This window comes from Mesorhizobium sp. M1006, assembly GCF_040318825.1.
Classification (GTDB): domain Bacteria; phylum Pseudomonadota; class Alphaproteobacteria; order Rhizobiales; family Rhizobiaceae; genus Mesorhizobium.
The window spans coordinates 1-26,275 of the sequence record NZ_JAMYMZ010000006.1 but is presented as its reverse complement, the minus strand read 5'-3'; the positions used below and the strand labels follow the sequence as shown (position 1 = coordinate 26,275).

Below are 26,275 nucleotides of genomic sequence, written 5' to 3'. Positions count from 1 at the left end.
TCAGGCTCGGCTGGCGGCAACGCCTGATCGGGTCGGCGGCCGGCGCATGTCGCGGATGATGCCCATGCCGATGGCCAGCAGCATCCCCAGGGCAAAGCCTGCGAACGCTCCGGCGCCTGCCACCAGGGCAGTGCGCGGGGGCCATGAGCGCGCGGGCGGGGGCACCGCGGTCGAAATCACCTGTACGTTTGTGGTGTCGATCTGCTCGCGCTCGCTGATTTGGCGCGCACGTGACAGGAAGCTCTCATAGACCGCTCTCTTGGACGCGGCATCGCGTTCAAGTTCACGCAGGGCGACCTCGGATTCGCTGTCGGTGAATACATTGCCCTTCAGATCGTTCATCCGGGCGTTGAGAGAAGCCAACGAGGCCCGGGCCTTGTCCAGGCTGGCCTTTGCCGTGCCGACGGTGCGGGAGAACTCGGCCCGGAGTTGCGAGTTGACGGTCTCGAGTTCCGTCCTGAGCCTGACAATCGTCGGGTGGCGCGGACCGAAGGTCATCGACTGTGAGTCGATCTGCTGCCGCAGGCTGTTTGACCTGTCGCGCAGCGCAGCGAGCGCTTCCGAAACCGTGGGGTCGGGATTGGCCCCGTTGATACCGGAGGCAACCAGGGCGTCGTAGCTTGCCTGCGCGGCGATGACACGCGATTGCGCATCGACGATTTCGCCATTGAGCTGCGTCAGCGTCTGCGAACTGACGAGCTGGCCATTGCTGGACGACAGGTTGTGGCTGCGCCTGTAGCTCTCGACCTTCTCTTCGGCTGCCTGCACGTCGCTCTTGAGTTGGCCAAGCCGGCTGTCAAGGGCAGCCGCGGCACGGCTGGCGCCGGCAGCTTCGGCCTTAGCCAGTTCTTCCTGGAAGTTTTTGACTATGGCCTGCGAGATCAGGATCGCCTTGGCGGTGGTTTCCGCAGATACCGAGAGGGTTGTGACAAATGAGGTCGGATCCGCGATGGCGTCTACCCGGTCCGCCAGGTTCTTCAAGGCGATGAGCCTCGGGTCGGGCTTCGCCACAGCGCCGGACGAGGATGTGCTCCGGTCCGGATCGAAAAACTCCGGATCGTGAGTCAGATTCAGTTCGTCCACCACACGGGAAAGCACGTTGCCCGAGGTCAGGATGCGCTGCTTGCTGCGCGTGCTGAGCAGCTGGCTATCGACCTGGCCCGGTTGCGAGTAGAGGTCGTTTTCCACAACCTGCAAATTGGATGGGTTGATGAGGACCTCGGTCGTGACGGTGTAACGCTGCTTGCTCAGCAATGCATAGGCGCCGCCGACAATGCCGCCGATTACCGCCAGCATGAAGGCCAGGGCGAGGCCGGCCCGCAGCCAGACGAACAGGCGTCGAAAATCGAGCTCGAGGAAATCGCCGATCTTGTCCAGGGTCACCGTTGCGACAGGCTCTGGAGGTTGCGGCGTCACCGGCGCGGAGCTTAGCCCCGCGACTGGGCCATGCTGTTGCAGCAATGCCCTGCGCCGTGCATTGGCGATACGCTCGAATGCACTGTTATTGGAAGCCGTCGCGGAGATAGGGGGTGTGCCGGAACCGGCAGACATGGTGACAACCCTTGTTAAATCATTACGCTTGGCCTGCTCTACAGAAACATCGTTAACATCTTATTTTCCAAGTTGGCCCATTTTACCGCTCTCGCTGTCCGTCCGGCGGACGTTGAAGGGGTCTCGTTGCCCGGAATGCTGTTTGAATACCTTCACCTGGATGGGCCATGAGCTATCCCGCTGCCGCATCGGAACGATTGTTGCCCAGTCGAGCGCGCCGTGAGAACGCGCTGTCGCTGCTGTTTTTCCTATGCGCCGCCTTCGCGCTCCTGCTTCGCTTTACGGTGTCGCCGCAGGTGATGAACATGGTCGTCGACTATACGGCCCAGGGGGGCTCGTTCTACGAGAAGCTGCATTTCGGCACCTACGCGATCTTCCTGGTCCTTGCCGTCGTTCTTTTCAGCCGACCGTTTCTGCTGCAGGGCGACGAAATTGGGATATTCAAAGCGTTGATTCGCTTTTCGGTGCTGATGTTCGCGCTGGTGCCCTATCTGTTCGTCACCGGCCGTGCGGGCTCCTCCGGGTTCATCATCGATTCTTATCTGGTGGCCGGCGCCGCAGGCCTGTTGATGCTGGCCTTGAACGCGGAAGTGCGGCGGGCGTTGGGCGACGTCGTGCTTGGAATGGTGATCCTCAGCGCTGTGCTCGGCACGATCGAAGCGGTGACTCAACATCGATTTATGCCTTACGGTCTCAACGAACTGCAGTTCAGGCCAATTGGCCTATCGGCGCACCCGCTGGCACTAGGCGCGCTCTGCGCCACAGCCATCGGATTCGTGCCGCTGACGCGCTGGCGCATATGGGTGCGGGTGGCATCGATTCTCGTGTTGCTCGTCGGTTGTGCTGCGTCAGGCGCCCGCGCCGCCCTGATGCTCGCTGCGGGAGAAACCCTCATTCTGCTGCTGTTCGTGCCTTGGCCGCGCCTGACTCTCAAGCACCAGCGGCAGGCCAAGTCCGTCGTGCTGCTGTTCGCCCTGGTGAGCGGCGCAGTGCTGGTGGCCATACTATTTTCGGGCGGGCTGCTGAATCGATTCGGCAACACGATCTTTGACGAGAATTTCATGGCGCGGGTGACGATCTACCAGATATTCGGACTTGTTAGCTGGAAAGACGTCCTGTTTGGCATGAACGTCGACGACCTCCTGGCGATCGTCAAAGAGAAGCTGCATCTGCCCTATATCGAGAGCGCTCCGGTGGTCATCACCATGCTATTCGGCTTGCCGATAGCTGTGCTCTTCATAGTGCTGGTATTCTGGTTCATTTTTCGGCTGCTGCGCGCGGCGCCGCTGCCAGCATGGATCGGCACCATGACATTCCTGCTTGCTGCGCTGTCGAACAACGCGCTCTCGTCAAAAGCGCCGGATATTACGACTATCGTGGTGTTGCTGCTTGCCTATAGAAACGTGCCGTATAGAAACCAGCCGAAGAGCACGTCTTCGACCGCTGTCGCATCCGAGCCGAAACTGGATCGGCTTGGATAGGCGCAGGCTCCAGACGCATCAGCCGGCGCTATCCACAACCTCGACATTGCCTGCGCGATTGAGCGTGTGGATGCCCGCCCGCGCCCACGCCGGTCCTGGGCCGATCGGATGGGGCGGTGCAAACAGGACATCGAAGTCGTCAAGGCGATCCAACCGCATCAATCCCAGGCCGCCGCCATAGGCTCTAGACCCGTTTTGCACGGGCAGCAGCAAAGCGTCGCCCTGGCGGATGAAAGCGCCGCCCGGCCGAGTGGCCGAGTGATCGACGGCGATGGGATTGAGGGCATGCGCGACCCAAGGCCCACGCAGCGCAGGGGCGGAATAGACCGCCATCGTGTCGGACGCGCTACCGTGACCGAACCGCCCCGTCCCCAACAGCCAGAAACGGCCGTCGGATTCGAGCAGCGTGGCGTCGTTGAAATCCCTGTCCGTCATCAGCACCGTATCGCGTACCCAGCGATCCGGAAACTGCACGGCACGGTAGAGCACCAGTTCTCGCGCCGTAGCGCTTTCAGGGATCATGAAAATCTCGCCGGAGTGAGCGAACACCTGCGGATATGACAGATGATGCGCTTCCTCCAGCACCACTTTCGGTACGCCGAAAGTGCCGTCGGTGCCAAGTTCAGCGACGGAAATCACCCCGCGGCCGGTGGAGTAGGGAAACTCCTCGACAAACAGAAAATGACGGCCGTCGCGCTCGAGAACGAACGGATCGGCGTAGAAGCGCTGCCCGTCATCGGCAAGCACGGTGAAGGGCTTACCATCCAGCAGTCCGGTTTCGGCGACGCCTGGACCGTCGATCAGCCGATAAGCAACCTGCCAATAGAAGGGACGCCGACCACGTCGCAGTTTTTGCACGGCGCGGTCGACTAACCCCCTGCCGAAAAAGGGCAGATAGTGCCCGATAAATCCGCCTTTCTGCAGGGGCGGCGCCGGGCTCTCGGCAATCGGCGCAAGTTTGCCCGCGGAAAAGCGGGCGACACATTGGGCAATCAGGGAGATGGCGCCGGCGAGCAGGTCGTTGCTGGTTCGGGACAGCCACAACCGGTCGCTGATCATCGGCCGCGCCCTGGCGACGGCAACGCCGTCGAGGCGCGCGGTGAGTTCGGGCAGCCGCCCGCTCGCCAGCATCTCGGTCATGCCTGCGGCAAAGCTGCTTTGGCCGCAAAATTCGAGCGTCAGGACAGGCGTGCCGCGTCGTGCGGCGGTAGCCGTGAGATCGACTATAAGATCGACTGGGCCGGTGTCGCCGGACGGCAACGGCCGGGAACGGCTTGCCAGTGAGGGGCCGAAGCGCCGGCCCTCGAGCGCCAGCACATTATCCATCGTGCGCGCATTGGGTTCAGGCGTCGGCGCGCGGCAACTCGAAACCGCATGTCCAGCCGCACTCAACCGCGCCAGAAGCTCATTTTCCCAGCGCCGGGATGGGTCGGCGTGGCCGATGATTAAAATATTAGTCAATCCAATATATTCTTTTTCAAGACTACTGCCATAGACTACTTGTCAGCCCAACCTTTCACAAGAGTTAAACCGGGAGAACGCGGCCTTGGTTGTTAATCATATATTAAGAATTGAGATCACGAAGGCGCTTTCCGGCGCTATTATGACTCTTGCGGGCAATAGTCGGCATGTCCCGAAGGCTGCAGGCGACCAGGATCAGCGATGAACGTCCTTTCACGTCCAAAACTGCCATCCAGGCAGAAACTGCTGATCGTGTTCGGCACTAGGCCGGAGGCACTCAAATGCTTTCCAGTGGCGCGTGCCGCCCTCGCTCATCCAGGCTTCATCACCGAAATATGCATAACCGCCCAGCATCGTGAAATGGTCGACCAGGTTGTCGAGCTGACCGGCTTGCCTGTGCACCACGATCTCAACATCATGCAACCCGGCCAGTCGCTGTTCGATGTGACCTCGCGCGTGCTCCTGGGCATGGCCGAGGTGTTGGACAAGGCGAAGCCCGATATCGTCATGGTACAGGGCGACACCACCACGGCAATGGCCGCGGCTCTTGCTGCCTTCTACAAGCGTATCCCCGTCGCTCATGTCGAAGCAGGATTGCGCAGCCACAACATCAACTCGCCGTTTCCTGAAGAACTGAACCGCAAGATTGCCGGCGACATCGCCACCTGGCATTTTGCGCCGACCGTTCAAGCGCGCGACAATCTCATCGCCGAAGGAAAGGCCGAAAGCACCATCTTCGTGACCGGCAACACGGTGATCGACACGCTGTTGCATTTTTCAAGCGCGATCGATGCCGACAGGCTGATGAAGGCGAAGCTCGCTGCCAGCTTCCCCTTCCTCGACCCTTCCAAGAAGATGATCCTCGTCACCGGACATCGCCGCGAGAATTTTGACGGCGGCATCCAGCGCATCTGTACGGCGTTGAAGGGATTGGCGGCGCGCGGAGACGTGCAGATCGTCTACCCTGTCCATCCAAACCCCAATGTGCGCTCGGTGGTCAACGCAGAGCTGGAAGGCGTGCCGAACATCCATCTGGTCGAGCCGCAGGACTATCTGCCGTTCCTGTACCTGCAGAAGCAGAGCTATCTGGTGCTTACCGATAGCGGCGGCGTGCAGGAAGAAGCGCCTTCGCTCGGCAAGCCGGTGCTGGTGATGCGCGAAAATACCGAGCGACCCGAGGGGATCGTGGCCGGCACCGCCCGCCTTGTCGGCACCGATGTCGAGAAAATCCTGTTCAACGCCAATCGCCTGCTCGACGATCAGGCTGCCTATCGCGGCATGGCGGAACGACACAACCCATATGGCGATGGCCGGGCCAGTAACCGGATTGTTGAGGAACTGCTGCATCATGGCTGAAATCAAAACCGTTTCCGTAATCGGCATGGGATATATCGGCCTGCCGACCTGCGCCATTTTCGCCAGCCGCGGGCTCAACGTCATTGGCGTCGATGTCAACGGAGCGGTGGTCGAGAAGGTCAATCGCGGCGAAATCCACATCGTCGAGCCGGACCTTGACGGTCTGATCCAGAAGGTCGTGGCGAACGGCAAGCTCATGGCCTACAGCACGCCGCAGCCGGCGGACGCCTATATCATCGCCGTGCCGACCCCGATGACCCACGATCATAAGCCGGACGTAACCTACGTGCTCGCGGCGGCACGAAGCATCGCCCCCGTGCTGAAGCGCGGAGACCTTGTGGTATTGGAATCGACATCGCCGGTTGGAACCACGCGTATCATGACCGGGCTGCTTGCCGAGTTGCGGCCTGATCTCAAATTTCCTGTCCAGCATGGCGAAGACGCCGATGTGCTGGTCGCCTATTCGCCCGAGCGTGTGCTGCCGGGAAAGGTGCTGACCGAGCTGATCAACAACGATCGCTCGATCGGCGGATTGTCCCGCAAATCGTCGGAGCGGACCGCGGCACTCTATTCAACCTTCGTCACCGGCGATCTGTTCATGACGACGGCCGAAAGTGCTGAGCTGGTGAAACTGACCGAGAACGCGTTCCGCGACGTCAACATCGCCTTCGCCAACGAGCTTGCTGCAGTGTGCCAGGACCTGTCGCTCAATGTCTGGGAAGTGATCGATCTTGCCAATCGGCACCCTCGCGTGAACATCCTCCAGCCGAGCCCGGGCGTTGGCGGTCACTGCATTGCGGTCGATCCATATTTTATCATTGACGCCGCACCCAACAGCACGCGGCTGATGGCTTCGGCACGCCGGATCAATTCCGAACGGCCGATGTCGGTGGTCAGGGATATCGAGGCCTTGCTCGACCCCTCCCGCAAGCAAACGATCGCCTGTCTTGGCCTCAGCTTCAAAGCCAATATCGACGATCTGCGCGAGAGCCCGGCCGTCGAGGTGGTGAAGCTTCTGTCCGATAACCCCAATGTGAAGATCATTGCGGCTGAACCCAACACAAATGCGCTGCCGCATGAGCTCGAGGGCAGGGGCATCGTGTTCACCGACGCACTTTCGGCCATCGACAAGTCCGATATCGTCGTCCTCCTGGTCGACCATCGGCAGTTCAATCTGGTCGACCCCGAAGCGCTCAAGGACAAGAAGCTCGTCGATACGAGGGGTCTGTGGACGTGGCGCAAGGCACGCAAGCCCGACGCCCGCATCGAAGGCAAGAAACCAGAGGTCGCACAAGTGACGCTTGCAAGGGAGCAGGCCGCATGAACGCGCACGCCCCGGCATGGGCGCAGCATTCCCTGTTGGCATCACGGCGCCGGGAGTTCCTTGGTGCACCGATCCATGCGCTGACCATGGCCGAGACACTGGCCATCGCCGACGAGGCGATGACCCTGGGGCGGCCGCTGCATCATGTGGTCGTGAACGTCGCCAAGCTGGTGACCATGCGCCAGAATGCCGAGCTGCGCGAGGACGTGGCCGGGGCGGACGTGGTCAATGTCGACGGCATCGGCGTGCTTTGGGGTGCACGTCTGTGCGGCGTCGCGCTGCCCGAGCGGGTGGCGGGCGTCGACATCATGATCAATCTGCTGAGCCTCTGCGCGAAGCGTGGATTCAGGCCGTATCTGCTGGGGGCCGAACAGCACGTTCTCGACGCGGTTGTAGTGAGACTTGCCAAGGACCATCCGAGCCTCGTCATAGCGGGAATGCGCAACGGCTATTTCAAGCCGGAGGACGAGGCCGGGATCGTCGCGGCGATCAACGCCTCGGGCGCCGACTGCCTGCTGGTGGCCATGCCGACACCGCGCAAGGAACGCTTTCTCAAACGCTACCGCGATGAACTCGCCTCAAGCTTCGTGATGGGCGTAGGCGGCAGTTTCGACGTCTATGGGGGCAAGGTTGCCCGTGCGCCGAAGCTGATACAAGCGGCCGGCCTGGAGTGGCTGTTCCGCGTCGTCCAGGAGCCGCGACGCTTGTGGCGCCGCTACTACGACACCAACACTGCCTATGCGGGACTGCTGTGCCGGGAGTTCTGGGAGCGTCGCTGGCGCCGAAACGCCGGTTTATAGTTTCGCGTTCCCCCCACAAAACAGGCGTTGCCCCTGGACTTCGCTTTACGCGATCCGTAGCCGCGCTCGCAGCTGGGCGACGAATTGCGTCGCTGCCACGGGGTGGAACAACGAGGTCAGCCCGAAGAAAACCGCGGCGCCGGTGGTGCCGCCGGCGACAAGCGAGAAGATCGCCGGCACGTCGCCGGCCACCATGCTGGCAAGCTTGGCGGCCACCCCCGTGCTGAGCGAGATGATTACCGAAACACCGATGTCGCGCCACGGCACCGGCACCGGTGTGAGCCGCTCGCTGATGATGATGCAGGTTATGGAGCCCACCACCGAGCCCCCCGCCAGCGCCAAAGCGGCGCCGATCTCCGCCATCGGGGGGATCAACAGCAGGGACAATGCGATTGTTGCCACCGAGCCGAAGAGATTGGCGATGATCAGCAGCCACGGCCGCTTGTGCGCGTGCACCACGACGCCATAGACGAAGCTGGTGAGGTTGGCGCACAGCACGCTGAAGGCAATGATCGGAAACAGCAGGCCGAAGCGGCCGTGATATTGCGAGGGCAGCATGAGCTCGGTGATATCGCTGCTGAGCGCGACCAGCATCGCTGCAATCGGCAGGCAAAGCCGCATCATCAAGGCCATTAACTGCGACAGCAACCGACCCGATGCCGCGGGGCCATCCTCGTCGAACCGGCTAACCACCTCGGGAAAGGCGCCCATGTTGATGGCGTTGGCGACCATATCGATCGGCTGGCGGGCCAGCGCATAGGCTGCCGCGAAGATCGCCACGGCGCTGGCATCGTAATAGAACTTGAGGAACAGACGCTCCGCGCTGTTGAGCCCGAAGCCAACCAGCGCCATGATGATCAGCGGCACACCGAGCGCAAAGAAGTCCCTGTGGGTGAAACGCGGCGGACCGGCAACGAGCCGTCGCGATGCCATGATGCCCGCCACGATGCCGGCAATCAAGGCGCCGAGGCTCGAGCCGAGCGACACCGTCAGAAAGCTATCCTGAAAGACAAGGATAGCGCCGATCGGTAACGCGAGTTGCAGCAGGGCACGCAGGGCTTCTAGCATCGAATAGACCGAATGGCGCTGCTGCATCTGCAGCACCGTCAACGCGAAGCGGCTGATGGACCCGGCGACCAGATAGCCGCAGACTGCGATCGCGAACTCGATCCAGCGTTCAGGCACGATCACTGCCGACGCGCCTACCGATATGACCAGCGCCAGTGCCGTGGTGGCAAGCAACACCTGCCCGGCCAGCATCAGGCTGCCGCGGCTGACTTCGCCCTTGCCGCCAAGCCTGAGCAAGGCGATGCGCAGCCAGTTGGTGACGGCAATGTCGGTCATTTCCCCGACGGTCACCACCAGGGTGAGCAGGCCATACTCGGTCTGGTCGATCAAACGCGTCACGACGACCAGCAGGAGCAGCGCCGAAATTCGCGTCAGCAGGATCGCCGGAGCATAAATGAGCGTGGAACGGAGCAGCAAGGGCGTGTCCCTGGAAAACTCACCTTCGACTAGCCGCCGACTGGCGGAAAATCCAGCCCGATGACGCCGAAGGGTGAACAGATTCAGTTTGAACTAAAAGATTTGCCGTAAAACTTATCGGGAACGTTTGCTTTGCAGTTACCCGGTCTGTGTTATTTAGAGTACCATCATGTTGCAGCGCCTCATATCCGATCGAAAAATACATGTCCTGGTCGCGACGCCCTCGGGCGTTTCGGGGCAGGGCGGCATCGACCGCATCATGGGCGCGCTGAAGCAGGAGTTCGAACGGCAAGAAATCGCCGACATCGATGTGTGCTTCCTTGCCAGTCGTGGCCCGGGGCATGTCGGACTTTCGATCTTCTATATGCTCGGTTTTTGCTTACGGATGCTTAAAGCGCGTCTGGCTGGACGCGCCGATGTCATTCATATCAACATCTCGGTTTCCGGCAGCACCTACCGCAAGATGGTGATCGCCGCCTGCGCACGGCTGCTGTCGATACCCTATGTCCTGCACTTGCACGGGGCGCAGTATCAGACATTCTGGAAAGCCGACCGCGGTTTCATTAGCCGCCGTATCAAAGCTCTGTTCGAGCATGCCGATCGGGTGATCGTTTTGGGCAGGCTTTGGCGCGATTTCGTCGCCAGCCGGGCGCCGGGCGCAGCCGGCAATATCGTGATCGTGCCCAATGCGACCGAAGTCCCGTCGCTGGCCCATGTCGGCGGCGGCGACCATGTGCATATCCTGTTCCTGGGCCGCATCGGCGACCGCAAGGGCGTACCGCAATTGCTCGAGGCACTGCACCGCATGAGCCTTGTCAAGAATTGGCGCGCCACGATTGCCGGCGATGGCGAAGTCGAGGCGGCACGGGCAAAATCGGCCGCGCTGGGGATTGCAGACCGGATCGCCTTTCCGGGTTGGGTGGGACCGGACGATGTCGCATCGCTGATTTCTTCGGCCGATATTCTGGTTCTTCCATCCTTCGCCGAAAATCTGCCGATGTCGGTGATCGAAGGCATGGCAGCCGGTTTGGCGGTGGTGGCGACCCCGGTTGGCGCCGTCGAAGACATAATCACCGACGGGCAATCCGGGCTGCTGGTGCCGCCAGGCGATGTTACAGCGTTGACCGAGGCGCTGAGCCGCCTCGTGGAGAACCCGGCACTGCGGGCAAGGCTTGGTGCCGGTGCCATGGCCGTGCATCGGGAACGGCTTGAGCTCGCCCCGTTTGTCGGCGCAATCTGCGATGTCTGGCGGTCGGCCGCGTCAAGCCGTCAACCGGTCAAGCGCTGAGGCCGACGATCGCGGCGGCGCGTCGAGCCTGAATTCGCGGTGGAATATCTCCAAATTCAACAGCGCCCATATCAGCTTTTCGTGGTCTGCAGCACGCGTTGTGTGTTCCGAGACGATTTGATCTAGCTGTTTCGGACTCAGATAGCTGCGAATGACGGAGTGAGGCGAGCAAAGATGGTCATGCACGTAGTTCCTCATCGATCCGCGAAACCATTCGGCGACCGGTACCTTGAACCCGACCTTGCGGCGGCTGAGAATTTCCTCCGGGAGGATATTGGCCATGCTGTCGCGCAGGATCTGCTTGCTGTGCAACCAACCCAGCCTGTAGCGATCGGGCAATTTGCTAACGAATGAAACCAGGTCTCGATCGAGGAACGGCATTCTTCCTTCGATTGAACCGGCCATCATCATGTGGTCGCCTCGTTCCAGGAGATTGTCAGGCAGCCACGATGTCTGATCGAAAAACAGCACGCGGCGAAGATGGGAAGCCGCAGCGCTTGACGAGAACGGAAAGTCGTTGCGCTCATAACGGCGATTTGCGGACGCGCCGATCAGGCAGGCGCTCTGCTGCGCCGAAACGGCTCCAAACCAGGAGACCATCCGGGCGGCAAAGTCCCTTTCGCCCGCGGTGCGGGCAAATGTATCGACCTTGGCCGACGCGCCCGGCATGGCGCGTGCCAAAGGGGAAAGGACGTTATCGTGCAGCGAGGCTGGAACAAGCGACTGGTAGATCCCGGCCAGTGATTCCGCGCGATGCTTGGGATAGCCGCCGAGAATCTCGTCGGCTCCTTCTCCGGTGAGCACCATCTTGACGTCTTGCGAGGCTCGCTCCGACATCAGGTAAATTGGAATATCGCTGCTTTGCGAAACAGGTGCCCCGCGTTGGCGAACCATCGTCGGCAGATGATCCATCAGATCGCCTGGCTGGATTACAAGTTCGCAATGATCGGTCTTGAAATGATCGGCAACGCGTCGGGCGAATGCAAATTCGCTATAGGCTGCGTTGTCGAACCCGACGGAAAACGTGCGAATGGGCGTGGCGCTGTGCCTGGCCATCAGCGCGACGATAGCCGAGGAGTCGAGCCCTCCGGAGAGAAAGGCCCCAAAAGGTGCATCGCTGCGCATCCTGATCTCGACGGAATGGTCGAGCAATTCCAGAAATCGCCGCTTGGCGGTTTTTCCGTCGATCCGCTCGGTAACGGCCGCCTGGTCCGGAGGCGTATAGTAGCGCGTTTCCTTGACTACCCCTTGCGACCAGACAGCATAGCTTCCGGGATTGAGTTTGCGGATCTGTTTGAAGAGCGTGCGCGGTCCCGGCACATAACGCCAGTTCAGATACTCGTGCACGGCATCCAGATCGAGTTCCTGAGCATCTTGCTGCGATGACAACAATGCGTTGATCTCCGAGGCAAATAGCAGCAATTTTTCGCTTTGCATGAGGTAAAGCGGCTTTTCCCCGAAGGGATCCCGGGCGAGGATCAATTCCTGCCTCTGAGCATCCCAGAGTGCAAAGGCGAACATGCCGCTCAGCCGGTCGAACATTGACAAGCGCCACTGATCGTAGGCTCGGAGCAGCACCTCGGTATCGGAGCGCGTTCGAAAATGATGGCCAAGGCCGATCAGTTCCTGGCGCAGCTCGATGTAGTTATATATCTCGCCGTTGAAAATTATTTTGAGACGACCGTCCTCAATCTGCATCGGCTGATTCGACTCGGGCGCTAGGTCAATGATCGCCAGACGGCGATGAACCAATGCCAATTGTTGCTCGCCGGTATTCAGGTCCAATATCTCGGTGCCTTCGGCATCGGGACCGCGATGCCGCAATGCGTTTGACATTTTGGCGGCCCGCTCTTGTGGATTTTTAGCCCTTCGCCCGATCCATCCGGCAATTCCACACATTGTTCCCCCCTAGGCGCGCGCATTCCCCACTCAGTACAACAAATGTGTTAAACACTTCGTGCCAATACAACCCAACCGGGAGAAAGCTGCCACGGGCCGTTCCTCGATCGAGTCTGGCCGTCAGGGGTTGCCACCGGTTGTTCGCTGGTGAGGGCGAGTGATGGCACCTATGGCAGGCCCAATGCCTGCAGCATCTCCGGGTCGGGAACTGGGGGACCATCGGGCGGGATGAGGCTCATCCCATAGGGATTGGAGAACTCCCAGGCAGACCATGGGATCGCGAAGCGTTCGGCCTCTTGGCGCACTGCCTTGAGATAGCGCGAACGGTCGGCCTCAAAGGCGCCCATGCGGCCGTCCGCGGACATGAGGATAGCGCCGAATTCGCCCATGAAGAGCCGCCGGCTGGGAATGCCATGGCCTTCAGCCCAGTCGACAGCCTGGCGAAAGCTCGCCTCCAGTTGGCTCTGGCCCCAGTTCTGCTCGAAATAGTTCGCGATTGCTTGGCGCGCGGTGGCCATGTTCATGACCTGCTCGACCCTGCTCAAGCCGGCAGCGTCCATCCGCGCTCTAAGGGTTTCGGTCACCACTTCGGGTGTACTGCTGTCGGCCGGCCAGGGAAGTCCCGAAGCAAAGCTGATCGTGTCATCGGGCCGCTGGTGGGTGAAGCTGTGCGGCTCATACATATGGAAGCTGTAATAGAGGTTTGGGTCATCAAAGCCGGGGCTGAGGTTGACCAATCCGGCAATGCTGCCGCCGCAGGCGCCGGTTGCAACGATGGTAAGTTCGCTGTTGACCGCTCGAATGTCGTGGACGGTCCCTGCCATGATCCGCTGCCAGTGATCGCTGCCGCTCGCATCGCAAGGGTAGTATGCGGGCTCGTTGTAAGGTTCGAGGGCGACTTTGTCGGTGCCTATCTTGACCAGCATGGCGGCGACCGCCACAACCATGTGACGATAGCGGGCAACGCCCTCGCTGTCGGCGCCGCCATAGATCATCTCCATGCTGTAGTCGGGAACCTGAGTGACGCCATGCAGGTCGAAAACCACCTTGAGGCCGGTCGACGTGATCCGCTCGACGGCGGCGGCAAGTATGTCCAGCGCCTGCTGCCGCTTGGCGTCCCCGCTGGCAAGCAGCGGGCCGGGATCGACGCTCAGCCGGACGAAGTCGAAGCCCATCGATCGGATGTGGGCAAACACCTCCCCGGCCGGCCAGTCGGTGAGCGGCCTGCTTTCCGCAAGCCACTCCTTTTCGCTGCGATAGGGCGGCCAAACGTAGGTTCCGTCTTTCGCCACCGGCGACCAGTTGAGCCACTGATGCACGCCAACGCCGCGCTTGAGAGGGATGGGCTCTGCCTCGGCCGCCACAAGCAAGGCGAGCACCCAGGCAACAAAATACACCGCTTTTCGCATCGCTCCCTCCGCATGCTCGCGGGAGATATTAACCGCAACGAACGGGAAAGAAGATTGCCGGCCCGCAGCTTTTCGACGGCATGGTATACAAGGACCGAAACGTTGACGGGGCGTGCATGAGAATCGGCTGGTACATCAACCGATTGCGCAGCATGGGACCGGCCGAGGTGTTGCACCGGCTGGGCGAGCAACGTCGAAGGATCGCGTCGCGCCGCCGCGATGATGGGTGGGAACGCTATCCATCGCCGCAGTTGCACCCAGTGCTGCCCGGATTTCGCCATGCTGCGCTGGCAGCGACCGACGCTCAACGGCAGGCCATAGCGGCGGCCGCGCAAGAGATGCTTCATGGCCGGTTTTCGGCACTCGGGCGGACATGGCCAAAGCGTGAGCCCGATCGTTTGTTTCCTGCTGAGCTTTGGCGTCTTGATCCGGTAACCGGCAGGCTTTGGCCTGGCGCCGAGGCTCATACTTTCGATATCGATTTTCGCGATGGCGGCGACCTTGGCGATATAAAATATGTCTGGGAGATCAACCGGCTGCAGCAATTGCCAGTACTGGCTGCACACCTGCTCCTCAGCGAGGACAATCGATCCCGGAGTGCCATTGAGGCGGCAATCGGCAGTTGGCATTCCGCCAATCCGCCGTACCGAGGCATTGGCTGGGCTTCCGGCATCGAAGTAGCGCTGCGAGCCATCAGCCTGATCGTCACCCTGGACCTTATCGGTGACCGGCTTGACCCGGCGACGCTGCGGAAAGCCGGTGAGATACTCGCGGCAAGCGCCTATTGGCTGCCGCGGTTTCCGTCGCGATATTCCTCCGCCAACAACCATCTCGTCGCAGAGTTGGCTGGCGAATATCTGGTTGGCCTGGCGCTCGGGGCCGAATCCGAAATTGCCCGCAGCGCCCTCTTAAATGAGACGCACAAGCAGATTCTTGCCGACGGCGCCGGTGCCGAGCAAACGCCGACCTATGCAGCCTTCAGCGCCGAACTCATCTTGCTGTGCGCCGCCGCGGCGCGCCAGGCGGGAACGCCGTTTCCCTCGGCCGCCGAAGCGCGTCTGGGCGCCTTCGCCAATTTCGTCGGCTGGCTGCCACAGAAAGCCGCCCGCTTCGGCGACGACGATGAGGGCCATGTGCTGAAGCTGGGCGACGAGCCGAACTATATCCGATCCGTCGCGGCCGCCATCCACGGCTTACTGGGGACGCCGGGCAACGCGCCGGAGCCTGACGATTTTCGTTCGCTTTTCTTTGGTGCGCCGTCAGGCCCGGCGCCCGCGGTGCATGGCTTGCAGACATTCACGCAAGGCGGGCTCTCCGTCTGGCGCGGAGCAATGAATGGCCGCAATGTCGAACTGACGTTCGACCATGGACCGCTCGGCTATCTCTCGATAGCGGCGCACGGCCATGCCGACGCGCTGTCGCTCACCCTGTGCATCGACGATGAGCCGGTGCTGGTCGATCCCGGCACCTGGCTCTACGGTTCGGGAGGCGCATGGCGCGACTGGTTCCGCTCCACACCGGCGCACAACACGCTGAACATCGAGGGCAAGAGCCAAAGCACCATCGCTGGAAATTTCAACTGGTCGCACAAGGCAGTCGCATCGCTGGTGGAGAGCGAACCGGGACCGCACTGGAGGCTGAGCGCCCGGCATGACGGCTATAGAAGCCGCTTCGGCGTCGTGCATCAGCGCACTTTGGCGCGCCAGGCCGATGGCATCCTCATCACCGACCAACTGCTCGGCGGCAGGCGCCAGTCCGAGATCGTCTTCCAACTGGCCCCCGGCCTCCATGCCGACCGGCACGAAGATACGGTCGCGGTATTGCGCGGCGACGAGGTACTGTTGGCCATCCGCTTTCCTGATGCTGCTCTCGATATCGGCGCCGGCGGTGACATGCCGGGCCAAGGCGGTTGGGTTTCACTGCGTTTTGGCAGCAGGCAGCAAGCCGAACGCCTCGCCTGGCACGGTGAAGTGGGCGAAGCCGGGATCGATATCCATCTTGCCCCAATTCACCCGCCGCGACAGCAAAAACCGGTGCCAACGTAGAGTTGCCGCGTGAGTTCCAGCCGTATTCGACATTAATTACGTTTGGACATTTAGCGGTTTCGTTACCGTTGATCTGCTAGTCTCGCACCATCCAGCCTGCTTTGCCCGCTGCGCCCCGCAACAGCCACTGGTTGCAGGCGGCGTAGCAAGTTTGGCGGGAATTTTGTGCTTTGCTATTCGCGAGATCGCCTTCTTACGACCCCCAGACTGCCTTCTTACGACCAGGAGCCGCTGCATCAATGTTTTCCGAATTTGCCAGAGCGATTGTGGAAAAGCTTTCGAACGTCAATCTGACCACGCTCGGCCTGCTTCTCCTCACCGCACTGGGCAGCGCGGTGATCGCCTACTGGCGAACTGCCGAACATAAGTCCCTCAGGGACTTTTTCGACTTCGCCTTCCCACAGGAAGTCATCCTGCACCCGTCGGCGCGAGCCGACGCCATGTTCTGGATCACGAAACGGGCGATGATGCCTTTCCTGCTTATTCCTGCCGGCGTCACCTTCGTCGTCGCGGTGGGCTATGGCACACGCGAGGCAATTGGCTGGCTCCTTAACATCCACGCGCCGCTTCTCGGCGGCCCGGCGGGACCGGTGACGATCGTCATCTTCACCGCAACCATGCTGGTCGCCTATGATATTTCATACTACCTCTACCACGTCGCCCAGCACCGTTTCCCGTTCCTGTGGGAATTGCACAAGGTACATCATTCGGCCGAGGTGATGGTGGGGATCACCAAGGACCGGGTTCATCCGCTGGACGATCTGATGAACCGTATGTGGGATGGCGTCATCCCGGGCATCTGCTTCGGGATCTGGAGCCTGATCGCACTCGATCCGGTAGAGGTCGCTATCTTCGGCATCAACGTCTACGTCATCCGTAACATCCTGATGATGGACTTTGTTCGTCACACGCATCTCAAGATATCGTTCGGCCCGTTGAACAACATCATCCTGTGTCCGCACTGGCACCAGGTGCATCACAGCATCGACCCTCGTCATTATGACAAGAATTTCGGCCTGCTTTTTTCGTTCTGGGATCGTCTGTTCGGAACGCAATTTGTCCCGGAGCCGGATGAAGACCTGAAATTTGGCCTGGTCGATCGCGATGTGCGCGATTACCAGTCGCTCTTTGGGCTCTACATCCTGCCGCTCAAGAAGATGGCAAGGCATGTCATGCGACTGTTTCACAGACGGCCCAATGTGGTCGCGCAGCCACAGGACAGTTCTCCTTCATGAACACCGCTGTTTCCATCGACGTCCTAAGCGCGGAGCGCCTGGAAATCGTCCGTTCGGCGGATCGCCTGGCTGCGATCGAAGCCGCTTGGATGGAGCTTTGGCATCGTACCGACGGGCTGATCTTTCAAAGCCATGCCTGGATTTCGGCATGGTGGAGTACCGTACAACGCCGTGACCAGCGCGCGTTGCGGATCGGCCTGGTCTGGAAGGGCGAGAGACTCGTTGCTGTCGTTCCGCTGGCGATCGGCAGGCGCAGGGGGCTGCGGTTTCTCGAATGGGCGGCCGGCAGCTATACCGACTATGGGGATATTCTCGTTGCTCCGGAATGCTCGTTATCGGCGCTGCAGGAGCTATGGACCCAACTCTGCGATGCCGGCGGCTTCGACCTTGCCTTGATCAGTCGTCTCTCGCCGGATGCGGCGGCCCGCAAAATTTTCACGCCGGGAGCTTCCGGCGGCATCAGGCTTCGTCCGTTTCACCGAACGGAAGTCAGCTATCGCGTTGCCGGACAATGGGAAAGCGGAGCGGCATGGTTCGCGGGCCAGTCGAAAAAGACGCGCCAGAACTATCGGCGCGGCATCAAGGCGCTGGAAGAAACCGGAGAGGTGAGATTTCGCCTGCTTGCCCCCGACGAGCCGCTGCAACCGGTACTGGAGCGCCTCGCGGCCTTGAAGCGGAAATGGCTGACCGAGCGCATGCGTGAGTCAGACCTGTTCGAAGAGGGCGTCCCGGTACTCGCCGCGCTCGTCGGTGCGTTGGCGCGCGCCGGCGTGCTGCATATCTTCGTCCTCGAATGCAATGGCGTGATGGTCGCGGTGTCGATCAATTTCGTCCAGCACGACGTGATGATGGCCTTCGTGACGACGTTCGATCCGGATTTCGGCCGGGCGTCGCCGGGTGTGATCCTGTTGATGGATTACGTGCAGTGGTCGATAGATCACGGTTTGAGCATGGTCGATTTCCTCTGTGGCGCAGAGTCGTTCAAACACAAATTCTCAACGCAGGCGGTTACGCTGGAATCCGTCATCGGGACGCGCACGGCACAGGGCGCGCTTGCATTTCTTGCCGATCGTGTTCTCCAGACGGTCAGGCATATGCGCGAGCGGTCATCGGCACCACCAGAGGGACGCGATGCGCCCGCTCAAGCCGAAGCAGCCTTGGACTAAAGCGCGTCGCGTTCGATCGGCCTCATGCAACGCGCTTTAGATTCTTGTTTTAACATGTCGTTATCGCAAAACCGCTGCACACTTTTGCGCGACATGCTTTAGAACGGTTCATCGTTTCACGGAAACGGCCCGCTCGCAAAAAGCTCAAATGAAGCGCGGTATCGGACCGTTTTGCGGCGTGGTGCGGTCGCCGAGGTCGAGGAAGATTTCGTCGATGTAGCACCATCCCCAACCTTCCGGCGGATCGTAGCCTTCGATGACAGGATGGCCGGTTGCCCGAAAATGCTTGGTGGCATGACGGTTGGGCGAGTCGTCGCAGCAGCCGACATGGCCGCATGTGCGGCAGAGCCGCAGATGCACCCACTGCGAACCGCTCTTCAGGCATTCCTCGCAGCCGAGCGCGCTCGGTGTCACGCCGCGAATGTCCCCGGCGTGCCTGCATTCGTCTGCCATCATACGCTCCTGACCAGTTGTGGCGCCACGGCGAGACTGCCGTTTCGCGCGAGATATTGGCGGGTTGAGACATGGTTCGAACCTATCGCCGGTTTCCGACAGTTTGAAGCGGTTTTTGCGGCTTGCGGCCGGTAGGAACCTGGCCCGCCTGTCGGTAAACGCTGTGTCCTTCGCTTCGCAGTTAACTGATCGCAGCCGTGCGACGGTGTCGTCGCGACGTGCCTCACGATCCGTTGCATCTCCTTGATTTGTTTGATTTGCGCATCCCGGCAAACCCGGCGCATGCTGCTTTAGCCGGCACCTGCCTAAGCCGGCCAGGCCCGGCGGGCCGTCCTGTGTCAAACTCTCGGCCGCCGGGCTTCTGGACAGCAGAAAACGGCCTGTGTCCGAGCACTCCGCAAACTGGCCCGCGGCCTGTTGTTCGGCGAGTGCTCAGGCAGCTACCTGAAGCACAATCTTGCCGCGCGTGTGCTGCTTCTCGAGCTGTTCCTCGGCCCTGGCGACTTCCTCAAGAGGATAGATTGCCTGCACGAATGGCCTGACCTTCCCGGCGTCGATGAGGCGGCTGATCTCGGCAAGCTGCGCCGCGTTCGGCTTGGTCAAATAGGAAACGCCGCGAGCCCGATGCAGGCGGGCCTTCTCCGCCGACGGTTCGGAAAGCGTTGAGACGAGCGTCCCGCCGGGCTTGAGCACGTCCCACGAGCGGTCCTGTGTTTCACCCGCTACCAGGTCGAAGACGAGGTCGACGTCCTCGACAAGCTCCTCGAAGCGCTGGTTCTTGTAATCGACCGCCTGGTCGGCGCCAAGCGCGCGGACGAAATCGAAATCCTGCGCGGACACAGTCGTCGCGACAAACGCGCCCGCGGCCTTTGCGAACTGCACCGCCAGATGACCGACGCCGCCGGCGCCGCCATGGATAAGGACCCGCTGCCCGGATTTGAGGCCGCCGTGATCGAAAAGGCCTTGCCACGCGGTAAGGCCCGCAAGTGGCACGGCGGCGGCTTCGGCGTGGCTTAAGCGTTGCGGCTTCGCCGCCGCCTCCGTTGCCTTCACGACGACATATTCGGCGTTGCCGCCGCGGTCGTTGCCGAGCATGGCATATAGCGGATCGCCCTTCTTCAGCGTATGGGCCCGCGTGCCGCACAGTTCCACCACGCCGGATACGTCGCGGCCGAGCGTGACGGGCAGATCCGCGCCCGAAGAGCCCTCGCGAACCTTGTAGTCGACGGGATTGACGCTTGCCGCGTAGACCTTGAGCGTGACCTCGTCGTCATGCGGCTGAGGCAACGGAACCGCGTCCAGCGAAAGAACCTCCGGTCCACCAAAATCGTGGATACGGACGGCCTTCATCGTAATCATGGCTTGCTCCTCGTCGGGTTGCAGTCCAGTTCGCTCTGAACAGTTTCGCCGGCAGGCCGGCGTCTATCCAGCCGGCGGTTCGGTCGTAGCAAAGGCCGGCCGGTGGTGCGCCGTCAGTGTATCGTTTGCGAATGCTCGCCGCCGGGTTGCGAGATGCCGCTCAGCGCTTCACCTGCTGTCGCCGTCTCGCTGTTGGTGGCGAGGTCGCCCAGCGAAACGATGCCGACCAGGCGCTTGTCGCGGTTCAGCACCGGCAAGCGGCGCACTTTCAGGTCAGCCATGTTACGCAGAACATCCTCTGCGTCTTCGTCTTCGAAGCAATACCTGACCTCGGTGCTCATCACTTCCCGTACCTTGGCGTCAGGTGTCTTGCCTTGGGCGACGCCGCGGATTGCGATGTCGCGATCGGTTACCATGCCGACAAGCCGATCGTTCTCGCCCACCGGCATTGCGCCGGCGTCGAGGCGACCCATCATTTCAGCCGCATCGCGCAGGGTTTGCTGCGGACTGGCGATCTCGACGTCCTTTGTCATGCAGTTGCCAACTTTCATTTTAACCTCCCTTGGTTGCAGGGCCCGCCGCCGGTTTCCATGATGGAAGGGTGAATGAGCGCCAGCGCAAAACGTTCCATGGCAAGACCCGTTTCGAGCGCTTCGCCGAAATCACCCTTGCCATCCTCCACCCGACCGCCCCTTCAGGCGGTCGGCCCGGGAAAAGTCGGTTCCGAAGGAATTTCGGAAGGCGTGCCGGGAGGAACTCCGATCGGCTCCTGGTCCGGCGTCGGAATTGGATCCGGCGAGGGCGGGGGTACGCCTGGAGGTTCTCCCGGCGGAGTCTCCGGCGGGGCAGGCGGCCGGGCCGGCTCCGGATTGGGATTGTCCGGCAGTGGATTCGGGTTGTTCGGATCGGGGTTGTTCATCGATCACTCCCCTGACATCTGTGGCCTGATCGCCGCCAGAGCGGGGGTGCGGCAGCGGCGAGCAGGCTCTCTTGTCCTAAACCAAGGGGAAGCAAAAGCGTTCCCGCACCCGATGCCAAGCGCGGTGCCAATCTATCGGGCTATCGGGCGGTTCCCAGGCTGGCATACATCCCGTTGGTGCGGAACTGCGTCGGGTTGATGCCGTAGAGGCGGCGGAAGACCTTCGAAAAATAATTGGCATCCTCAAAGCCGCACATGATGGCGACTTCCTTGACCGGCAGGAAATCGGCCTTCGTCAGCAACTTCGCCGCCCGCTGCAGTCGCTGCTGCAGCACGAATTCGGCGGGCGGAAGTCCCTCGCTCTCGGCGAAGCAGCGCGAGAAATGCGCGCGGCTCAGGCCGCTGATCTCAGCGAGATCGGCAACGCGGAGCGGCCTGTCGAGATTGGCCCTGATGTGATCGATGACCGGCTGCATGGCGCTCTTGTCGTCGGTGACGGCATGCGAGCCGAAGACATCGTCGTAGAGCGCCATGGCTGCTTCATAGGCGACGGCCGAGGCGGCTCCCGGCGAGACCGCGCCCGTGATCAGGCGCATACTGCAATCAGCCAGATGATCGATCGTCGAGGGCTGCAGCCGCAGCACCGGACCGACGGCGGCAAGGATCGACTTGTGGATGCGCAGTGCCTCCTCGCCGTTCATCGATATCCAGAAGAACTCCCAGCGTTCGCCCTTGGCCAGCCAGTAACGGTGGTTGTGCGGCACGAGAACCAGCAAAGTGTCGCCCTTTTGCAGGCGGTAGTTCCGGTTCTCGTAGCGCAATCGGCCGGTGCCGCTGATCGTATGCTGGAGCACGGTAAACGGCGTCAGGCCGCGCTTGCGCCCATCCCAGTCGTAGACCTCGTTCTCGCGCACTTCATAGCCGGTGCTTGTCGGCATGGTGTGTAGGCGCTGGCGCCCGCGCGGCAGCGATACCGTCCTGCCCGCCGGCCCGATGTCGATCAAGTTCCGCAGCACAAAATTACCCCTAAAAGCATAATCCTTCTCTGGTCGCGTGCCGAATAAGGCGCATAATCCCTCGAGAAAAGCAAAAGAAACCGCGGTCAAAGAGCGGATGGGAGGAAGTGCTGGATTCCAGCCTGCATAGCGTCGCAGGCGGGCCAGCCTCTTTTCGCCGCCTTTGCCCTAGCGTTCGATCAGGTCGAGGTGAGGCTGATGAGTTTCAAGATCGCTATCATCGGTGCGGGAAGCGTCGGGTTCACCAAGAAGCTCTTCACCGACATTTTGTGCGTTCCTGAATTCAGGGATGTCGAATTCGCATTGACCGATCTCAGCGAGCGCAACCTCCAGATGATCAAGTCGATCCTCGACAGGGTCGTTGAATTCAACAGGCTGCCGACCAAGGTTACGGCAACGACAGACCGCCGTGCTGCCCTCGAGGGCGCACGCTACATCATCAGCTGCGTTCGCGTCGGCGGTCTCGAAGCCTATGCGGACGACATCCGCATTCCCTTGAAGTATGGCATCGACCAGTGCGTCGGCGACACGATCTGCGCCGGCGGCATCCTCTATGGCCAGCGCAACATTCCGGTGATCCTCGATTTCTGCAAGGATATCCTCGAAGTCGCCGAGCCTGGGGCGAAATTCCTGAACTACGCCAATCCGATGGCCATGAACACCTGGGCGGCGATCGAATATGGCAGGGTCGATACCGTCGGCCTCTGCCACGGCGTCCAGCATGGCGCCGACCAGATCGCCGAAGTGCTCGGCGCCAAGTCGCGCACCGATCTCGACTACGTCTGCTCCGGCATCAATCACCAGACCTGGTTCATCGACCTGCGTCTCAACGGCCGCAAGATCGGTAAGGACGAGCTGGTTGCCGCCTTCGAGGCGCATCCGGTCTATTCGCAGCAGGAAAAGCTGCGCATCGATGTCCTGAAGCGCTTCGGCGTCTATTCGACCGAAAGCAACGGCCATCTTTCCGAATACCTGCCCTGGTATCGCAAGCGGCCGGACGAAATCACCCGCTGGATCGACATGTCCGACTGGATTCACGGCGAGACCGGCGGCTACCTTCGTTATTCGACCGAAACACGCAACTGGTTCGAAACGGAGTTCCCGCAATTTCTGGAATCCGCCGCCAGGCCGATAGACCCCGCCAAACGCTCCAACGAGCATGCCAGCCACATTCTCGAGGCGCTGGAGACGAACCGCGTTTACCGCGGCCATTTCAACGTCAAGAACAACGGCATCATCACCAACCTGCCGCAGGACGCGATCATCGAGTCGCCCGGCTTCGTCGACCGCTTCGGTATCAACATGGCCTCCGGCATCACGCTGCCGGAGGCCTGCGCCGCCACTTGCATTTCCTCGATCAACGTCCAGCGCATGTCGGTTCATGCGGCGATCTCCGGCGATATCGACCTGCTGAAGCTCGCGGTCCTGCACGACCCGCTGGTCGGCGCGGTTTCGACGCCGGAAGAGGTTTGGCAAATGGTGGACGAAATGGTCGTCGCCCAGGCTCGCTGGCTGCCGCAATATGCCGATGCGGTGCCGGCCGCGAAGGAACGGCTTTCGAAATCCAGGATCAAGACCCGCGAATGGGCCGGTGCGGCAAGGCGCGACGTCCGTTCGATCGAGGAATTGCGTGCGGAAAAAACGGCTCTCAAGCAGGCCGTCTGAATTTCGCCAGAACGGATCGCGCCGAGCTTTCGGGAGGATTTTTCCGCACCCGTCTGTACATTCGTTCGAGGAGAAATGGAGCGGCGTCAACGCGCTCCTGAACAACAGGGAGGAGAGACGATGAGGAATTTTCGAAACATTGGCATTCTCGCCGGGCTGGCGCTTAGCGTCTCGGCCTCGGCGCTGAACGCGTATGCATCCGAGCCGACCGTGCCGCCGGTGCCTGCGCAATTTCCCGCCGAGGGAAAGATCAAATACGTCGCGCGCGACTCCATCCTGGAGTTCAAGGCACTTCCGGAATACCACGAACCCGATTGGGTCACCGACAAATACGTCAAGGCAGGCAAGCTGCCGCCGGTCAAGGACCGGCTGCCGAAGGAGCCGCTGGTCTTCAAGACCGGCAATATGCCGGACGGCGTCGGTGTCTACGGTGATACGATGCGTCATGTCATCGGCGGCCGGCCGGAGGGCTGGAACTACGGCGCCGGCCAGACGCAAGGCTGGGGCGGTATCGACATCGGCCTTTCCGAATGCCTGACGCGCACCGCGCCGCTGTTCCAGGTCGAGGCCAAGGACACGGAGCCGCTGCCGAACCTCGCCAAGAGCTGGGACTGGTCGAAGGACGGCCACACGCTGACGATGCATCTGGTCGAAGGCGCCAAATGGTCGGACGGCGTTCCGTTCAACGCCGACGATGTGATGTTCTACTGGGACGACGAGGTGATCGACCCCAATGTGTCGCCGCTGAACGGCGCGACGCAGGAGACCTTCGGCGTCGGCACGACGTTGAAGAAAATCGACGACTACACCGTCGAGTGGACGTTCAAGGACGCCTTTCCGAAACAATACCTTTACGCCATGGCTTACGGCACCTTTTGTCCGGGACCGTCGCATATCCTCAAGCCGCAGCATCCGAAATATTCGAAGAACACCTACGAGCAGTTCAAGAACGCGTTCCCGCCGGAATATATGAACATGCCGGTGATGGGTGCCTGGGTGCCGGTGGCATACCGCCCCGACGACATCATCGTCATGCGTCGCAATCCGTACTATTGGAAGGTCGACGAGAAGGGCAACCAGCTGCCGTATCTCAATGAACTGCACTACAAATTGTCGACCTGGGCCGACCGCGACGTTCAGGCGGTATCGGGGGCGGGCGACTTCTCCAATCTGGAGCAGCCAGAGAACTTCGTCGCCTCGCTGAAGCGCGCGGCGCAAAAAGACGCACCGGCACGGCTTGCGTTCGGCGCGCGGCTGATCGGCTATAATCTGCGCATGAATTTCTCAGCCAATGGCTGGGGCAACCCCGACGAGCGCGGACAGGCGATACGCGAGCTGAACCGCAACGAGGACTTCCGCAAAGGCGTCACCATGGCGCTCAACCGCAAGGCGCTCGGCGACTCGCTGGTCAAGGGTCCGTTCACTGCCATCTATCCGGGCGGCTTATCCTCGGGCACGAGCTTCTACGACCGGAAGTCGACGGTCTACTACCCCTTCGATCTCGAAGGCGCTAAGGCGGAACTCGCCAAGGCAGGCCTGAAGGACACGGATGGCGACGGCTTCGTCAATTTTCCTGCAGGTACCGCCGGCGGCAAGAATGTCGAGATCGTGATGCTCGTCAACAACGACTACACCACCGACAAGAGCCTTGCCGAAGGTGTCGTCGCCCAGATGGAAAAGCTAGGGCTGCGGATCGTGCTGAACGGACTCAACGGCACCCAGCGCGATGCCTCGCAATACTCCGGCCGCTTCGACTGGCTGGTACGGCGCAACGATCAGGAGCTGACTTCCGTCGTCCAGAATACCGATCAGCTGGCCCCGGTCGGTCCACGAACCAGCTGGGACCATCGTGCGCCGGAAAACGGCGAGGTCGATATGATGCCTTTCGAGAAGGACCTCGTCGACATCGTCAACAAGTTTGTCTCGTCCGCGGACAATGACGAGCGCGCCAGCCTGATGAGAAAGTTCCAGAAGATCTCGACCGAGCACGTCTACAATGTCGGCCTGACGGAATATCCCGGCGCGCTGATCATCAACAAACGCTTCTCCAACATCCCGCAGGGCACGCCGATCTTCATGTTCAACTGGGCCGAGGATTCGATCGTCCGCGAGCGGGTCTTTGTCGCTGCCGACAAGCAGGCCAAGTACGAGCTGTTCCCCGAAGAGCTTCCCGGCAAGCCCGGAGACAAGGGCCCGATGAACTAGGTTTACCTCCCCTGACTGAGAACTCCGGGCCCCCCCCGTGGGGGCGGCCCGCCCACCCAACCCACCAAACCGACAAGAAACCGCCCCGCCCCACACCACACCCGGCCCCCCCCAGGTGGGAGTAAAGCGGCCCCCCCCAACAAACGCCGACACCCCGG

20 protein-coding genes are annotated in these 26,275 nt (G+C 61.3%); 10 read left to right on the top strand and 10 right to left on the bottom strand.

All coding sequences use genetic code 11. The features are described from left to right. Positions 1-1,551, bottom strand: coding sequence for a GumC family protein (locus tag NKH60_RS07355; protein ID WP_352832132.1), 1,551 nt, complete (start codon positions 1,549-1,551; stop codon positions 1-3). A gap of 167 nt (positions 1,552-1,718) precedes the next feature. On the opposite strand from NKH60_RS07355, the gene NKH60_RS07350 reads away from it, so the two are divergent. After that, positions 1,719-3,032, top strand: a complete 1,314-nt coding sequence (locus NKH60_RS07350) for a VpsF family polysaccharide biosynthesis protein (RefSeq protein WP_352832129.1) — start codon at positions 1,719-1,721, stop codon at positions 3,030-3,032. 18 nt (positions 3,033-3,050) lie between these two features. Here NKH60_RS07350 and NKH60_RS07345 read toward each other — a convergent pair whose 3' ends face one another. Further along, positions 3,051-4,493, bottom strand: coding sequence for a glucosamine inositolphosphorylceramide transferase family protein (locus NKH60_RS07345; protein ID WP_352871647.1), 1,443 nt, complete (start codon positions 4,491-4,493; stop codon positions 3,051-3,053). 201 nt (positions 4,494-4,694) lie between these two features. Between NKH60_RS07345 and wecB the strand changes: the two genes are divergently transcribed. From wecB to NKH60_RS07330, 3 genes are read left to right on the top strand one after another with little or no spacing between them, the layout of a single operon-like run. Beyond that, entirely contained in the window at positions 4,695-5,849 is a 1,155-nt protein-coding gene (wecB, locus tag NKH60_RS07340; RefSeq protein ID WP_352472506.1) for a non-hydrolyzing UDP-N-acetylglucosamine 2-epimerase, read from the top strand. Continuing rightward, positions 5,842-7,173, top strand: a complete 1,332-nt coding sequence (gene wecC / locus NKH60_RS07335; protein ID WP_352569040.1) for a UDP-N-acetyl-D-mannosamine dehydrogenase — start codon at positions 5,842-5,844, stop codon at positions 7,171-7,173. The genes wecB and wecC overlap by 8 nt, the downstream gene beginning before the upstream one ends. Beyond that, complete coding sequence (locus NKH60_RS07330) at positions 7,170-7,973, top strand: WecB/TagA/CpsF family glycosyltransferase (RefSeq protein WP_031211886.1); 804 nt, start codon at positions 7,170-7,172, stop codon at positions 7,971-7,973. Before wecC ends, NKH60_RS07330 begins: the two co-directional genes overlap by 4 nt. A gap of 45 nt (positions 7,974-8,018) precedes the next feature. Here the strand turns inward: NKH60_RS07330 and NKH60_RS07325 are convergent, their stop codons facing one another. Beyond that, complete coding sequence (locus NKH60_RS07325) at positions 8,019-9,458, bottom strand: lipopolysaccharide biosynthesis protein (protein WP_352771238.1); 1,440 nt, start codon at positions 9,456-9,458, stop codon at positions 8,019-8,021. Between the two features lie 169 nt (positions 9,459-9,627). On the opposite strand from NKH60_RS07325, the gene NKH60_RS07320 reads away from it, so the two are divergent. After that, complete coding sequence (locus tag NKH60_RS07320; protein WP_352683197.1) at positions 9,628-10,746, top strand: glycosyltransferase family 4 protein; 1,119 nt, start codon at positions 9,628-9,630, stop codon at positions 10,744-10,746. Here the strand turns inward: NKH60_RS07320 and asnB are convergent. After that, entirely contained in the window at positions 10,720-12,645 is a 1,926-nt protein-coding gene (gene asnB, locus NKH60_RS07315; protein WP_352683199.1) for an asparagine synthase (glutamine-hydrolyzing), read from the bottom strand. The two genes, NKH60_RS07320 and asnB, sit on opposite strands and share 27 nt — an antisense overlap. A gap of 167 nt (positions 12,646-12,812) precedes the next feature. After that, positions 12,813-14,054, bottom strand: a complete 1,242-nt coding sequence (locus tag NKH60_RS07310) for a glycoside hydrolase family 5 protein (RefSeq protein ID WP_352683201.1) — start codon at positions 14,052-14,054, stop codon at positions 12,813-12,815. Between the two features lie 116 nt (positions 14,055-14,170). Between NKH60_RS07310 and NKH60_RS07305 the strand changes: the two genes are divergently transcribed. From NKH60_RS07305 to NKH60_RS07295, 3 genes are all read left to right on the top strand, one after another. Further along, on the top strand, positions 14,171-16,099 hold the full coding sequence (locus NKH60_RS07305) for a heparinase II/III family protein (protein WP_352832123.1): 1,929 nt from the start codon (positions 14,171-14,173) through the stop codon (positions 16,097-16,099). A gap of 239 nt (positions 16,100-16,338) precedes the next feature. Beyond that, complete coding sequence (locus NKH60_RS07300; protein ID WP_352683204.1) at positions 16,339-17,334, top strand: sterol desaturase family protein; 996 nt, start codon at positions 16,339-16,341, stop codon at positions 17,332-17,334. Continuing rightward, entirely contained in the window at positions 17,331-18,500 is a 1,170-nt protein-coding gene (locus tag NKH60_RS07295) for a GNAT family N-acetyltransferase (RefSeq protein WP_352472515.1), read from the top strand. Before NKH60_RS07300 ends, NKH60_RS07295 begins: the two co-directional genes overlap by 4 nt. A gap of 144 nt (positions 18,501-18,644) precedes the next feature. Here NKH60_RS07295 and NKH60_RS07290 read toward each other — a convergent pair whose 3' ends face one another. The 5 genes from NKH60_RS07290 to NKH60_RS07270 all read right to left on the bottom strand — a co-directional run bounded on the left by NKH60_RS07290 (position 18,645) and on the right by NKH60_RS07270 (position 22,247). Beyond that, entirely contained in the window at positions 18,645-18,956 is a 312-nt protein-coding gene (locus NKH60_RS07290; RefSeq protein ID WP_352501352.1) for a UBP-type zinc finger domain-containing protein, read from the bottom strand. Between the two features lie 429 nt (positions 18,957-19,385). After that, positions 19,386-20,312, bottom strand: coding sequence for an NADP-dependent oxidoreductase (locus tag NKH60_RS07285; protein WP_352449638.1), 927 nt, complete (start codon positions 20,310-20,312; stop codon positions 19,386-19,388). 113 nt (positions 20,313-20,425) lie between these two features. Next, on the bottom strand, positions 20,426-20,863 hold the full coding sequence (locus NKH60_RS07280) for a CBS domain-containing protein (protein ID WP_352472517.1): 438 nt from the start codon (positions 20,861-20,863) through the stop codon (positions 20,426-20,428). Beyond that, positions 20,860-20,994 (bottom strand): hypothetical protein, encoded by a 135-nt coding sequence (locus NKH60_RS07275; RefSeq protein WP_352683206.1) that lies wholly within the window; start codon positions 20,992-20,994, stop codon positions 20,860-20,862. Before NKH60_RS07275 ends, NKH60_RS07280 begins: the two co-directional genes overlap by 4 nt. 377 nt (positions 20,995-21,371) lie before the next feature. Next, entirely contained in the window at positions 21,372-22,247 is an 876-nt protein-coding gene (locus NKH60_RS07270; protein WP_502898565.1) for an AraC family ligand binding domain-containing protein, read from the bottom strand. Between the two features lie 198 nt (positions 22,248-22,445). Between NKH60_RS07270 and NKH60_RS07265 the strand changes: the two genes are divergently transcribed. Both NKH60_RS07265 and NKH60_RS07260 read left to right on the top strand, forming a co-directional pair. Beyond that, a complete protein-coding gene (locus tag NKH60_RS07265; RefSeq protein WP_352472519.1) occupies positions 22,446-23,912 on the top strand; it encodes an alpha-glucosidase/alpha-galactosidase in 1,467 nt (488 codons plus the stop codon). Between the two features lie 120 nt (positions 23,913-24,032). Then, positions 24,033-26,117: an ABC transporter substrate-binding protein gene (locus tag NKH60_RS07260; protein ID WP_352541688.1), complete on the top strand. Its 2,085-nt coding sequence runs from the start codon at positions 24,033-24,035 to the stop codon at positions 26,115-26,117. Positions 26,118-26,275 lie beyond the last annotated feature (158 nt).

Excerpts from the sequence above, each read along its gene's own strand:
- NKH60_RS07355 (WP_352832132.1), bottom strand. The coding sequence starts at position 1,551 with ATGTCTGCCGGTTCCGGCACACCCCCTATCTCCGCGACGGCTTCCAAT.
- NKH60_RS07350 (WP_352832129.1), top strand. The coding sequence starts at position 1,719 with ATGAGCTATCCCGCTGCCGCATCGGAACGATTGTTGCCCAGTCGAGCG.
- wecB (WP_352472506.1), top strand. The coding sequence starts at position 4,695 with ATGAACGTCCTTTCACGTCCAAAACTGCCATCCAGGCAGAAACTGCTG.
- wecC (WP_352569040.1), top strand. The coding sequence starts at position 5,842 with ATGGCTGAAATCAAAACCGTTTCCGTAATCGGCATGGGATATATCGGC.
- NKH60_RS07330 (WP_031211886.1), top strand. The coding sequence starts at position 7,170 with ATGAACGCGCACGCCCCGGCATGGGCGCAGCATTCCCTGTTGGCATCA.
- NKH60_RS07320 (WP_352683197.1), top strand. The coding sequence starts at position 9,628 with ATGTTGCAGCGCCTCATATCCGATCGAAAAATACATGTCCTGGTCGCG.
- asnB (WP_352683199.1), bottom strand. The coding sequence starts at position 12,645 with ATGTGTGGAATTGCCGGATGGATCGGGCGAAGGGCTAAAAATCCACAA.
- NKH60_RS07310 (WP_352683201.1), bottom strand. The coding sequence starts at position 14,054 with ATGCGAAAAGCGGTGTATTTTGTTGCCTGGGTGCTCGCCTTGCTTGTG.
- NKH60_RS07305 (WP_352832123.1), top strand. The coding sequence starts at position 14,171 with ATGAGAATCGGCTGGTACATCAACCGATTGCGCAGCATGGGACCGGCC.
- NKH60_RS07300 (WP_352683204.1), top strand. The coding sequence starts at position 16,339 with ATGTTTTCCGAATTTGCCAGAGCGATTGTGGAAAAGCTTTCGAACGTC.
- NKH60_RS07295 (WP_352472515.1), top strand. The coding sequence starts at position 17,331 with ATGAACACCGCTGTTTCCATCGACGTCCTAAGCGCGGAGCGCCTGGAA.
- NKH60_RS07290 (WP_352501352.1), bottom strand. The coding sequence starts at position 18,956 with ATGATGGCAGACGAATGCAGGCACGCCGGGGACATTCGCGGCGTGACA.
- NKH60_RS07285 (WP_352449638.1), bottom strand. The coding sequence starts at position 20,312 with ATGATTACGATGAAGGCCGTCCGTATCCACGATTTTGGTGGACCGGAG.
- NKH60_RS07280 (WP_352472517.1), bottom strand. The coding sequence starts at position 20,863 with ATGAAAGTTGGCAACTGCATGACAAAGGACGTCGAGATCGCCAGTCCG.
- NKH60_RS07265 (WP_352472519.1), top strand. The coding sequence starts at position 22,446 with ATGAGTTTCAAGATCGCTATCATCGGTGCGGGAAGCGTCGGGTTCACC.
- NKH60_RS07260 (WP_352541688.1), top strand. The coding sequence starts at position 24,033 with ATGAGGAATTTTCGAAACATTGGCATTCTCGCCGGGCTGGCGCTTAGC.